The following is a 12,430-nucleotide window of genomic DNA, read 5'->3' as shown; positions in this document are numbered from 1 at the left end:
TCCCAAATCCCGGCCTCTCTCAATGACCCCTTTCACCCAACACACCGGACTGGTGGCGCCGCTGGATCGCGCCAATGTCGATACCGACCAGATCATTCCCAAGCAATTCCTGAAGTCGATCAAGCGCACCGGTTTCGGTCCGAACCTGTTCGACGAGTGGCGCTATCTGGATATCGGCGAGCCTGGTCGCGACAACAGCACGCGCCCGCTCAATCCCGAATTCGTGCTCAATTTCCCGCGCTATCAGGGCGCCAGCGTCTTGCTGGCCCGGGAAAACTTCGGCTGCGGTTCCTCGCGCGAGCATGCGCCGTGGGCGCTGGACGAGTACGGCTTTCGCACCGTAATCGCGCCGAGCTTTGCCGACATCTTCTACAACAACAGTTTCAAGAACGGCCTGCTGCCGATCGTGCTGGCCGAAGCGCAGGTCGATGCGTTGTTCGAACAATGCCTGGCGACCGAGGGCTACCAGCTCACCGTGGATCTGGCCGCACAACGCGTGCGCCGCCCCGATGGCGTGGAGTACGGCTTCGACATCGATGCCTTCCGCAAGCACTGCCTGCTCAACGGGCTGGACGATATCGGCCTCACCTTGCAGGACGCCGATGCCATCGGGCGCTTCGAGCAAGACCATCGCGCGCGCCAGCCGTGGTTGTTTGGCGCGCTGCAGTGAGGTTGAGCCGCACGCGCGTGCGTCGATCGTGCCGCGTGCGTGTATTGCATTGAATTCAATGACGCTGCGGCGTCACTTCACGAGGGTGGCATGAGCAAGCAGATTCTGATTCTTCCCGGCGACGGGATCGGCCCGGAGATCATGGCCGAAGCGGTCAAGGTATTGAAGCGCATCGACGCGCAACACGGTCTGGGTTTCGAGCTGGTGTATGACGAGCTGGGCGGCGCTGCGTACGACAAATACGGCAGCCCGTTGGCCGATGAAACACTGGAGCGCGCGCGCGCCGCCGATGCGGTGTTGCTGGGCGCGGTGGGTGGCCCGCAGTGGGACACCATCGACCCGTCGCTGCGCCCGGAGCGCGGTTTGCTCAAGATCCGCTCGCAGCTGGGCTTGTTCGCCAACCTGCGGCCGGCATTGCTGTATCCGCAGCTGGCCGATGCGTCCACGCTCAAGCCCGAGGTCGTGGCCGGACTGGATCTGCTGATCCTGCGCGAGCTTACCGGCGGCATCTACTTCGGCCAGCCGCGTGGTAACCGCACCTTGGACAACGGCGAACGCCAGGCGTACGACACCTTGCCGTATAGCGAGAGCGAGATTCGTCGCATCGCCAAGGCAGGTTTTGAGATGGCACGCCTGCGCGGGAAGAAGTTGTGTTCGGTCGACAAGGCCAACGTGCTGGCATCGAGCCAGCTATGGCGTGCAGTGGTCGAGGAAGTGGCCAAGGACTACCCGGATATCGCGTTGTCGCATATGTACGTGGACAACGCGGCGATGCAGTTGGTGCGCGCGCCCAAGCAGTTCGATGTGATCGTGACCGACAACATGTTCGGCGACATTCTCTCCGACCAGGCATCCATGCTCACCGGTTCCATCGGCATGCTGCCGTCGGCCTCGCTGGATGCCAACAGCAAAGGCATGTACGAGCCGTGCCATGGTTCGGCGCCGGACATCGCCGGCAAGGGCATTGCCAATCCGCTGGCCACGATCCTGTCGGTGGCGATGATGTTGCGCTACACCTTCGCGCAGGCCGATGCCGCAGACGCCATCGAGCGCGCCGTGGGCAAGGTCCTCGATCAAGGCCTGCGCACCGCCGACATCTGGTCGGAAGGCACCACGATGGTGGGCACCGTGGCAATGGGCGATGCGGTGGTGGCTGCGCTGTAAAAGCGCTCGCAGTCCCGGAGCGTTGTAGTGCGCGGGAATGGTCGCCAGCGCAATAACGCATCCGTGTCCTCAGCTGCCGACAGCAGCCGGTGGTACCTGCGCGTGTGCCGGTGTGGCAACTTGAGCGGCATGGATGCCGCGCCAGAGCCTACATGGACGTACTTGCGGCGTGTCCCAGGCCGGTATGCGTGCAAGTGCCTGCAGCAGGCCGGAGCTTTGCCACGTCGGCAAGCACGCAAGCAGCCAACCGGCACACTTGTAAAAAAGTTCGCACGCAAAAACCGAAACGGCCAGCAGATCACTCTGCTGGCCGTGAGGCTTGCATCATCGATCCAATGCGCAGCGTTACGCCACCGCAGCCGTCTTGCCGGCGACCACGCCACGTTCGCGCTGACGCAACAAGCGGTTGGCCACATCCAGCCACGCCAGCGCGCTGGCTTCGATGATGTCCTTGCTGGTGCCGGTGCCTTCGTATTCCACGCCGTCGTGGCGCACGCTCAGGCTGGCTTCGCCGCGTGCGTCCGCGCCGATGCCCACGCTGTGCACCTGGTAGCTGTCCAGCTCCAGCTTCACGCCAGTGGCCGAGGCCAATGCACCGAAGAGCGCATCCACCGGGCCATTGCCCTGTGCGGTTTCGGCCACGCGATTGCCTTCCGGGTCGGACAACTCCACCAGTGCATTCGCGCGGCTGCCCACATCGCTGATGGTCATCGACGCCAGGCGGTAGCCTTCCTGCACGGTAGCGTCCTGCATCAATGCCTGCAGATCGGCATCGGTGACCACGCGCTGCTTCTCGCACAGCGCCTTGAACTGTTCGAACACCAGCTTGACCTCTTCCTCCTCCAGCAGATAACCCAGCGCACGCAGGCGCTGCTCGACCGCGGCGCGGCCGCTGTGGCGGCCCAGCACCATTTGCGAGGATTCCCAGCCCACATCTTCCGGGCGCATGATTTCGTAGGTGCCACGATGGCGCAGCATGCCGTGCTGATGAATGCCCGATTCGTGCGCGAATGCGTTGCCGCCCACAACCGCCTTGTTGCGCTGCACCGGCATGCCGACCAGGCGTTGCAACAATTGCGAGGTGGAGACGATACGCGGCGTATTGATCGCCGAATCGATGTTGTAGAACGCACCGCGCACCTTCAGCGCCATGGTGATTTCTTCCAGCGCGCAATTGCCCGCGCGCTCGCCGATGCCATTGATGGTGCATTCCACCTGGCGCGCACCGCCTTCGATGGCCGCCAGCGAGTTGGCCACCGCCAGGCCCAGATCGTTGTGGCAATGCGCGCTGAAGATGACCTTGTCGGCACCTTCTACGCTGGCGATCAGGCGCGAGAACATGCCGCGGATTTCTTCCGGCGTGGTGAAGCCGACCGTGTCGGGCAAATTGATCGTGGTGGCGCCGGCGGCGATCGCCACGCGGGTGACCTCGGCCAGGAAATCTTCTTCGGTGCGAGTTGCATCCTCGGCAGAAAATTCCACATCGTCGATATAGCCGCGCGCCAGCGTCACGTGCCTGTGCACCGATTCCAGCACCTGCTCGCGGCTCATGCGCAGCTTGTGCTCGCGATGCAGCGGGCTAGTGGACAAGAACACATGCAGGCGCGGGTTTGCGGCTGTTTCCAGCGCCTTGGCCGAGGTTTCGATGTCGGCCTGCAGGCAGCGCGACAACACCGCCAGGGTGGGGCGGCGCAGTTCGCGGCCCATCATCGCCACCGCTTCGCGGTCCGAATGCGAACTGGCGGGAAAACCGGTTTCGATGATGTCCACGCCGAGTTCGTCCAGCGCGCGCGCCATGACCAGCTTCTGCTGGGGCGTCATGCTGCAGCCGGGGGATTGCTCGCCGTCGCGCAGGGTGGTGTCGAAAATTCGGATACGCGGGGTCTGGTTGGATACGGTCGTGTTCACCAGGAAGACTCCTCTACGGCGATGGCGGTGACAGGCGTTGAAGCGACTGCGGATGGGCGGGAATGAACGTGTGTGGCGGGTGGCGGATTGGCGCTGCGTTCGTTGCGCAGCCGCTCGGTATTGCGACGGCGCGGCTTGCGTGGCGGACGCGGCCGCACCTCGGACAAGAGTGTGGCCAGCACGGTTGCGTCGATATTACCGCCAGAGACCACCGCACATTTGCGTTTGCCGGAAACCCGGCGACCGGCGGCCAGGGCGAGGGCGCCGGCGCCCTCGGCAATGACGTGTTCTTCCAGTGCCAGGCGTACCAATGTTTCGCGCAATTCGGCCTCGCGCACGATCACCACGTCATCGAGCAGGCTCGAGCACAGGCGGCGCGTGAGCAGGCCTGGAATCTTGACCTTCACGCCATCGGCGAGCGTCGGCACCGGGGTGATCTCGCGCAGATCGCCACGGACGGCGCGCGCCATAGAATCCACACCTTCCACCTGCGCCCCGACCACGCGCACGCCCTGCGACTTCAATGCCAGCGCCACGCCGGAGGCCAGGCCGCCGCCGCCGATCGGCACGATCACCACGTCCGGCGCATGCGCCGCCAGCTCGATGCCCACCGTGCCCTGGCCGGCGATCACGTCCGGGTCGTCGAAGGCGGACAGGAAGCGATAGCCGTTCTGGTCGGCCAGCTCGCGCGCAAACGCGAACGCTTCGTCGTAGCTGTTGCCATGCTGGCGCACGGTGGCGCCCCAATGCGCGACACCGGCAATCTTGGTCTGCGGCGCGCCGTAGGGCATCACCGTGATGGCCTGCACGCCCAGCCGGTACGCCGACCAAGCCACACCTTGCGCGTGGTTGCCGGCCGAGGCGCAGATCACCGGGCGCTCGTCGCCGCGTTCCAGCCCGGCCAGCAACGCATTCAATGCGCCGCGCACCTTGTAGGAGCCGGTGCGCTGCAAATTCTCCAGCTTCAACCACACACCGAAGCGTTCGGCGTAGTGCAGCGGCGTGGGCGACAGGTACTTGCGCAGGCGCGCCTGTGCGGCCAGCACGTCGGCCACGCTGACGGCCACGTCGCCTACCTCTGGCTCCTGTGCGGAAGGGCGGCCGGAATCAGGCATTGCGGCACGCGCGCGGCCGATCCGGAAGAAGACACCTCCGGACGGCAGTCTGATGGTCGCGCGAGGTCTGCATGCTCATGCCGCAGCCTCGACCGATTCCAGTGCGGTGATCACCACCGATTCGCAGTCGTAGACCTTCTCAAGCTGCAGGCGCAGCGTTTCCGGCGGACGGTTGCTGTCCACATCCAGCAGCAGATGCCAGCGCCCGGCATCGTCCGGCGCTGCTGCGCCCTGGATCGCACATGGGCGGAAGCCACGGCGTTCGGTCATGCCGATCACCCGCACCAACGCGCCTTCTGCCGGCTTCAGCACCAGATCAAGCCGGTAACGCATGCGATGTCTCCTTGGCCGCATGTGCGGGATTGCTGTCCAGCATGGTGCTGTTGGCGTTGTTGGGCGGCACCAGCGGCCACACATTGGCACGCGCGTCGATCGCGACATGCAGCAGGCCTGGACCGGGCTGGGCCAGCAGCTCGGCCAGTGCCGCATCCACGTCGCCGCGGGCGATGATGCGCTTGGCCGGAATGCCGAACACTTGCGCCAGCGCCGCAAAATCCGGGTTGTCGGACAGGTCGATTTCGCTGTAACGCTCGGCAAAGAACAGTTCCTGCCACTGCCGCACCATGCCCAGCGAGCTGTTGTCCAGCAGCACGATCTTCACCGGCAGCTTGCAGCGTGCGATCGTCACCAGCTCCTGCACGTTCATCATGAAACTGCCGTCGCCGGAGACCAGCACCACGGTGCGGTCAGGGCAGGCGAACTGTGCGCCCATCGCGGCCGGCAGGCCGAAGCCCATGGTGCCGAGGGCGCCGCTGGTGAGGTGATTACGCGGATCGTTGAAGCGGCAATGCTGCGCCACCCACATCTGATGCTGACCCACATCGCAGGCGATGATGGTGTCGGCCGGAGCCACTTCGCTCAGGCGCTTCAGCAGCGCCGGTGCGTAGATATCGGTGCCGGGCGCGTCGTAACGCGCGCCGAACTTTTCGCGGTTGGCAAAACAACGCGTGCGCCAGGCCTGGCAGTTGCCGCGCGCCGCACTCAAGGCCTTCAAGCTGACTGCCACGTCGCCGGGCACCGCGATATCGGCAGTGCGCAGCTTGGAGATTTCATACGCGTCGGCATCCAGATGGATGACGCGCGCAAACGGAGCGAACTCGCTCAGCTTGCCGGTGGCACGGTCGTCGAAACGCGCACCGACCACCACCAGCAGATCGCATTCCTGGATGGCCATATTGGCCGCACGGGTCCCGTGCATGCCCAGCATGCCAAGGTAGTCCGGATGCGCATGCGGCAATGCACCCAGGCCGCGCAAGGTCAGCGCGGTCGGGATGCCGGTGGCTTCGACGAAACGGCGGAACGCCTCCACCGCGCCGGCCAGCGCGATTCCGCCCCCGCCGTACACCACCGGGCGCTCGGCACTGGCGATCGCCGCCAGTGCTTCGGCCAGCTTTGCGTCCGCCGGCGCCGGCGGCGGCTGCACCGCTGCCGGAACATGCAGGGGCAGATGCGAGGCGTCGGCCACCTGCACGTCCTTGGGCAGGTCGATCAGCACCGGCCCGGGACGTCCTTCGCGCGCAATGCGGAATGCCTCGCGCACCATCTCCGGAAGCTCCTCCACACGCCGCACCAGAAAGCTGTGCTTGACGATCGGCATGGTCATGCCGAACACGTCCAGCTCCTGGAAGGCGTCGGTGCCCAGCAGCGGCGTGGCGACCTGGCCGGTCAGGCAGATCATCGGCACCGAGTCCAGCATCGCGTCGGCGATGCCGGTGACCAGGTTGGACGCGCCCGGGCCTGAGGTGGCCACGCACACGCCGACCCGGCCGCTGGCACGGGCATAGCCGTTGGCAGCCAGTGCGGCGCCCTGTTCGTGACGGACCAGGATGTGCTTGAGCCTGGAATCCACCAGGGCGTCGTAGAACGGCATGATGGTGCCGCCCGGATAGCCGAACAGCGTTTCCACGCCTTCGGCTTCCAGGGCCTGCGTCAGCCAGCGCGCGCCATTGCGGGGCGTGCTGTGTGCGGAGGTGTTCATGCGTTGCGGACCTTCGGTTTAAGCGGTGGGGGAGGCGGCGGCGTTATGCCGCCTGTTGATTCGCAGGTGCGGCAGCGGCTTGCTGTTGCCCGTTGAGCCACACCATCTTGGCGCGCAGCTTCTTGCCCACTTCCTCGATCGGGTGTTCCAGATCGGCCTGCTTGAACTTGTTGTAGTTCGGCAGGCCGGCGTCGTATTCGGCCACCCAGTTCTTGGTGAAAGTGCCGTTCTGGATGTCGGTCAGCACGTCCTTCATGCGCGCCTTGGTGCCGGCATCGATCACGCGCGGGCCGCTGACATAATCGCCGTATTGTGCGGTTTCGGACACGAATTCCAGCATGCGGGTGATGCCGCCTTCGTAGAACAGGTCCACGATCAACTTCAATTCGTGCAGCACTTCGTAGTATGCGATTTCGGGCTGATACCCGGCCTCGACCAGCACTTCGAAACCGGCCTGCACCAGTGAGGAGGCGCCGCCGCACAGCACGGCCTGCTCGCCGAACAGATCGGTTTCGGTTTCTTCCTTGAACGTGGTCTTGATGATGTTGGCGCGCGCGCCACCCAGGCCGCCGGCATAGGTCAGCGCGAACTGCTCGGCCTTGCCGCTGGTGTCCTGGTACACCGCATAGATGCACGGCACGCCGCGGCCGATTTCATATTCGCGACGCACCAATGCGCCCGGGCCCTTGGGCGCGACCAGCACCACGTCCAGATCGGCGCGCGGTTTGATCATGTCGAAGTGCACGTTCAGGCCATGCGCGAACAGCAGGCAGGCGCCCTGCTTCATGTTCGGGGCGATGACCTCTTCGTAGAGCTTCTTCTGCACCATGTCCGGGGTCAGGATGGCGACCAGGTCCGCGCTCTTGACCGCTTCGGACGGCGCCACGACGGTGAAGCCATCGGCCTGCGCCTTGGCTTCGGTCGGGCCGCCGGCACGCAGGCCGACGGTGACGTCGAAGCCGGAATCGCGCAGGTTCAGCGCATGTGCGCGGCCCTGGCTGCCGTAGCCGATGATCGCGATTTTCGGTTGGGTGTCGTTGCTCATGGAATGTCCTTGCGGGGTTGGCAGTGGAGATGGGCAGTGGATAAATGGATCAGCCGGCAGTGCGTGCACTGGCCGGCTGAGCAAAGCGGGGACGCGCGATGACAGTGCGCAGGCAACCACAGGCACTCATGCGCAGCTGGGCGCATGGCGATGTTGCGGATGTGGCAGTGATGTCGTTCATGTCATTCGAAACTTTTGGTGATCCCTGAAACGCGAAACCCCGCGCCGTTGCCGGTGCGGGGTCTGATCGAAGCCTTGTGTGTCTGTTGCCTACACGAAGTCTCGTCCCGCACCGGTTGGCGAGGTAATAAGTACGAGCACGAGAAGCGACGCAGCCAACGCGCCGGAGGGCGCGGACAGTGGGGCGTTCGAGGTGGTGAAGTGGTGCGGCATGGGCCTGAGATAACCACCGCGGCAACCAGGGTGTCAACCCTTGCGCATGAAACATCCGCATCGATGTGCCGAGTGGCATGCAAAGCCCCGTCGCAGCTGCATGGTTACTGCTGAAACCTGATCGGGACGGCGCAACAAGCGCCGACGGGGATCACCATCTGCGCGGCATTGAGCGCGCTGCCAAGTGTCGATCGGACGGCAGGACGCGGCCCGCTGGTATGGTTGGCACCTCATTCTCAGTGTCAGGGGCCCTCGGTGATGCGTCGCGTACCTGTGTTGTTGGTGTCTGCTCTGGCGTTGCTCGCGCCGCCCCTCGGCGCTGCCGACCGCGTCACCGGGCAGCCGTTTGCCACCCGCTCGGAAGTCATTGCGCCGCATGCCATGGCCGCGACCTCGCAACCGCTGGCCACCCAGATCGCGCTGGACGTGATGAAGGATGGCGGCTCGGCGGTGGATGCAGCGATCGCGGCTAATGCGGCGCTGGGCCTGATGGAGCCCACCGGCAATGGCGTGGGAGGGGATCTATTTGCGATCGTTTGGGACCCCAAGACCCACAAGCTCTACGGCTACAACGGCTCCGGCCGCTCGCCCAAATCGCTGACCCTGGCCGAATTCCAGCGCCGTGGCTTGAAGGACATTCCGCCGACCGGCCCGTTGCCGGTGTCGGTGCCGGGCGCGGTGGACGGCTGGTTCGCGCTGCACGCGCGCTTCGGGCGCAAGCCGATGGCACAGAACCTGGCGCCGGCGATCCGCTACGCGCGCGAAGGCCATCCGGTCGCCGAGACCATCGCCTATTACTGGGACCGTTCGGTGCCGCGCCTGTCGCAATACCCCGGGTTCAAGGAGCAATTCACCATCGACGGCCACGCCCCGCGCAAGGGCGAGCTGTGGAAGAACCCGAACCTGGCCAACACGCTGCAGCAGATCGCCGACGGCGGCCGCGACGCGTTCTACAAGGGCGAGATCGCGCGCACCATCGGTGCCTACTTCAAGGCCAACGGCGGCTACCTCAGCTATGAGGACCTGGCCAGCCATACGGGCGAGTGGGTCGAACCGGTGTCCACCAATTATCGCGGCGTTGATGTGTGGGAACTGCCGCCCAACAGCCAGGGCATCGCCGCGTTGCAGATGCTCAATATCCTGGAGGGTTACGATTTCTCCAAGATTCCGTTCGGCTCGGCCGAGCACGTGCACTTGTTCACCGAGGCCAAGAAGCTGGCCTTCGCCGACCGCGCGCGCTTCTACGCCGACCCGGCGTTTCAGCCGGCACCGCTGGCCAGGCTGATCTCCAAGGACTACGCCAACCAGCGGCGCGCGCTGATTTCGATGGACAAGGCGCTCAAGGAAGTACAGCCAGGGACACCCAGGCAACTGGAAGAAGGCGACACCATCTATATGACCGTGGCCGATGCCGACGGCATGATGGTCTCGCTGATCCAGTCCAACTACCGCGGCATGGGCAGCGGCATGGCGCCGCCGGGGCTGGGTTTCATCCTGCAGGACCGCGGCGAGATGTTCGTGCTGAAGAAGGATCATCCCAACGGCTACGCGCCGGGCAAGCGGCCGTTCCAGACCATCATCCCGGCCTTCGTCACCAAGGACGGCAAGCCCTGGCTGAGCTTCGGCGTGATGGGCGGGGCGATGCAGCCGCAGGGGCACGTGCAGATCGTGATGAACCTGGTGGACTTCCACATGAACCTGCAGGAAGCCGGCGACGCGCCGCGTATCCAGCACGAGGGCTCCACCGAACCGACCGGGCAGGCCACCGCGATGCGCGATGGCGGCGAGGTGAATCTGGAAACCGGCTTCTCCTACGACACCATCCGCGCGCTGATGCGCAAAGGCCACCGGGTGATCTTTGCCGACGGTCCGTACGGCGGGTATCAGGCCATCGCCCGCGATGCGGCCAGCGGCGTGTACTACGGTGCGTCGGAGAGCCGCAAGGACGGCCAGGCGGCCGGATACTGAGCGCGCGACACGGTTGAGGTTGCCGCTCAACTCCGGCCGCCGCACGCCGCTAATCACGGGATGGAGCAGGAGCCCCTCATGAATTCGATGCAACAGCCCGACCCGCCGTCGCAGACCCAGACGGCCGTGCTCCCGGATGCGCCCGTGGCCTTGCTGCGGTTGTCCGCCGAGGCGTGTGTGGTGGCCTGCAACCGCGTCGGCCTGGATGTGCTGGGCAAAACGGCGCTTGAGCTGCAGGGCGCGCCGGCCTCGGTGGTGTGGGGCTTGAGCGCGGCCGATCTGGTTGGCGAAGACGGCGTCTGGGCTGCCCCGGGCGACGACCCGGCGCGGCGCGTGCGTTATGTGCGCGACCGCGCGCATGGCGGCTGGATGCTGTCGCTGCCGCATGTGGAAACGGCAATCCTGCTGCGCGAGGCCACGCGTCTGGCCGACGGCAGCCGGCCGGTGCCGATCTCGCCCCTGCTGCAGCCGCTGGTTGCACGCCTGCAGGCCGAGCACGAAGACCGCACGGTGCTCGAGCGCACTGCCCAGGCGCTGGCCGGCTGCGAGCTTGAACTCCTGTTGCCGCCGGGACTGGCGGAAACCGAGATGGGCCGGCGCCTGCAAGCCGGGTTCGGCAATCTGGCCGAGGCCATCCGCCAGGCAGTGGCCTTGTCGGTGCAGATCGCTGCCGAAGTGCCGCCGCTGGTGGCCGAGAACGATGAAATGGTGCGCCAGTCGCAGGCGCAGAACGAGGCGTTGGACGGTGCGCGCACCGCGGTGGAGCGGCTGTCGTCCAGCCTGCAGGACGTCAATGCCGAGCTGGCGCAGGTGATTGCGCTGGCCGCCAGCGCCGACGACAGTGCGCGGCAAGGTGTGGCTGCCGCGCATGCGCTGGGCCAAGCAATGCACGAAGTGGAGCGCCGAGCGTCACGTGCGGGCGAAGTCATCGAGGTCATCGATTCGGTGGCGTTCCAGACCAATATCCTGTCGATCAATGCCAGCATCGAAGCCGCGCATGCCGGCGATGCCGGGCGCGGGTTTGCGGTGGTGGCCACCGAGATCCGGCGGCTGGCCGAACGCGCCGCAGCGGCGGCACGCGACGTACGCGCGATCCTGGCCGAAACCAGCGCCGCCGTAGGGGAGGGCGCAGCCTCTGCACGTGGCACAGAAGCGGTGCTCGATGGCATCACCCGTGTGCTCGGGCAGGCCAGCAGCGCGATGACCACCGTGGCCGGGCGCATCCAGGCGCAGGACGGGGAAATTCGCGGGATCGAGCGTGCGGTAGATGGCGTGGTGGCGTTGGGCCGCAGCAATCTGCAGCATGCCGCGCACGTGGCCGAACGCAGCGAAGCGCTGGAGCGCGGCACCGAAACCCTGCGCGATTGCGTGGGCTTGTTCCGGTTGCCGCCGGACCCGCTGCAGGTGCCCAGGCACGCACGGGTCAAGGAGCTGGCCGTTGCCACGGCCGGCAAGATCGGCAGTGCGCTGGCGCAAGCCATTGCGCGCGGGCAGATCGAGCAAGCCGCATTGTTCGCGCGCACCTATACGCCGATCGCCGGCGTGGAGCCGCCCAAGTTCAGTACCGACTTCGATGCGCTCTGCGACCAGCTACTGCCCGCTTTGCAGGAGCCGCTGCTGGACGCGCACCCGTGGATTGTCTTCGCCATCTGCGCCAACCCCGATGGGTATGTGCCCACGCACAACCTGCGCTTCACCCAACCGTTGACCGGCGATGCCAAGCGCGATCTGGTCGGCAACCGCACCAAGCGCAAGTTCACCGACCGCGTTGGGCGCAGCGTGGGCGCGCATACCGATCCTTACCGCCTGCAGGTCTATCGCCGCGATACCGGCCAGATCATGTTCGACCTGTCCACGCCGATCTTCGTCGGCGGCAAGCACTGGGGCGGCTTGCGGGTGGGCTATACGCTGGAGTGATGGCGTCGCCCGGCCGGGGTTTGGCTGCTGCGCCTCCACCCGGACAACAAAAAAAAGCCGCCGAAGATCGGCGGCAGGGAGAGAGAGCAGGTTTCTTGTTGTAGTGGCTGCAGGCTAGCGGTGCGATGTGCCCTGGAAATGTCTGTGCATGTCGCCATCGCCGTGCCGTGTGCCAAGCGCTTGATTGCGTGTTAGCCGTGCCACACAGACAA

Annotated in this window: 9 protein-coding genes; 4 read left to right on the top strand and 5 right to left on the bottom strand. The window is 65.7% G+C overall.

Annotated elements, in window-relative coordinates; all coding sequences use genetic code 11:
* The first annotated feature begins 22 nt into the window (after positions 1–22).
* Positions 23–670: a 3-isopropylmalate dehydratase small subunit gene (gene leuD, locus ACCQ07_RS16835; RefSeq protein WP_014091004.1), complete on the top strand. Its 648-nt coding sequence runs from the start codon at positions 23–25 to the stop codon at positions 668–670.
* A 90-nt stretch (positions 671–760) separates the two neighbouring features.
* Complete coding sequence (leuB, locus tag ACCQ07_RS16830) at positions 761–1,834, top strand: 3-isopropylmalate dehydrogenase (protein WP_218489737.1); 1,074 nt, start codon at positions 761–763, stop codon at positions 1,832–1,834.
* 345 nt (positions 1,835–2,179) lie between these two features.
* On the opposite strand, the gene ACCQ07_RS16825 is transcribed toward leuB, so the two are convergent.
* From ACCQ07_RS16825 to ilvC, 5 genes are all read right to left on the bottom strand, one after another.
* The gene (locus tag ACCQ07_RS16825) at positions 2,180–3,742 is read right to left on the bottom strand and encodes a 2-isopropylmalate synthase (protein WP_011348521.1); all 1,563 of its coding nucleotides are present in this window, start codon (positions 3,740–3,742) and stop codon (positions 2,180–2,182) included.
* Positions 3,739–4,809 (bottom strand): threonine dehydratase, encoded by a 1,071-nt coding sequence (locus ACCQ07_RS16820; protein ID WP_008573702.1) that lies wholly within the window; start codon positions 4,807–4,809, stop codon positions 3,739–3,741. The genes ACCQ07_RS16825 and ACCQ07_RS16820 overlap by 4 nt, the downstream gene beginning before the upstream one ends.
* Before the next feature lie 123 nt (positions 4,810–4,932).
* On the bottom strand, positions 4,933–5,190 hold the full coding sequence (locus ACCQ07_RS16815; RefSeq protein WP_003483347.1) for an ACT domain-containing protein: 258 nt from the start codon (positions 5,188–5,190) through the stop codon (positions 4,933–4,935).
* Positions 5,174–6,895: an acetolactate synthase 2 catalytic subunit gene (gene ilvG, locus ACCQ07_RS16810; protein WP_008573703.1), complete on the bottom strand. Its 1,722-nt coding sequence runs from the start codon at positions 6,893–6,895 to the stop codon at positions 5,174–5,176. The genes ACCQ07_RS16815 and ilvG overlap by 17 nt, the downstream gene beginning before the upstream one ends.
* A 43-nt stretch (positions 6,896–6,938) precedes the next feature.
* The gene (ilvC, locus tag ACCQ07_RS16805) at positions 6,939–7,940 is read right to left on the bottom strand and encodes a ketol-acid reductoisomerase (protein ID WP_008573705.1); all 1,002 of its coding nucleotides are present in this window, start codon (positions 7,938–7,940) and stop codon (positions 6,939–6,941) included.
* Positions 7,941–8,591: 651 nt separating this feature from the next.
* Between ilvC and ggt the strand changes: the two genes are divergently transcribed.
* Positions 8,592–10,301 (top strand): gamma-glutamyltransferase, encoded by a 1,710-nt coding sequence (ggt, locus tag ACCQ07_RS16800; RefSeq protein ID WP_008573707.1) that lies wholly within the window; start codon positions 8,592–8,594, stop codon positions 10,299–10,301.
* Between the two features lie 60 nt (positions 10,302–10,361).
* On the top strand, positions 10,362–12,218 hold the full coding sequence (locus tag ACCQ07_RS16795) for a methyl-accepting chemotaxis protein (RefSeq protein ID WP_170922851.1): 1,857 nt from the start codon (positions 10,362–10,364) through the stop codon (positions 12,216–12,218).
* Positions 12,219–12,430: the final 212 nt, after the last annotated feature.

It is taken from the genome of Xanthomonas sp. NCPPB 3583 (assembly GCF_041475715.2).
Taxonomy (GTDB): domain Bacteria; phylum Pseudomonadota; class Gammaproteobacteria; order Xanthomonadales; family Xanthomonadaceae; genus Xanthomonas; species Xanthomonas euvesicatoria.
This window is presented reverse-complemented; position numbering and strand designations above follow the sequence as displayed.

Bases quoted from the DNA above. Each gene is read 5' to 3' on its own strand.
- leuD (WP_014091004.1), top strand. From the start codon at position 23: ATGACCCCTTTCACCCAACACACCGGACTGGTGGCGCCGCTGGATCGC.
- leuB (WP_218489737.1), top strand. From the start codon at position 761: ATGAGCAAGCAGATTCTGATTCTTCCCGGCGACGGGATCGGCCCGGAG.
- ACCQ07_RS16815 (WP_003483347.1), bottom strand. From the start codon at position 5,190: ATGCGTTACCGGCTTGATCTGGTGCTGAAGCCGGCAGAAGGCGCGTTG.
- ilvG (WP_008573703.1), bottom strand. From the start codon at position 6,895: ATGAACACCTCCGCACACAGCACGCCCCGCAATGGCGCGCGCTGGCTG.
- ilvC (WP_008573705.1), bottom strand. From the start codon at position 7,940: ATGAGCAACGACACCCAACCGAAAATCGCGATCATCGGCTACGGCAGC.
- ggt (WP_008573707.1), top strand. From the start codon at position 8,592: ATGCGTCGCGTACCTGTGTTGTTGGTGTCTGCTCTGGCGTTGCTCGCG.
- ACCQ07_RS16795 (WP_170922851.1), top strand. From the start codon at position 10,362: ATGGAGCAGGAGCCCCTCATGAATTCGATGCAACAGCCCGACCCGCCG.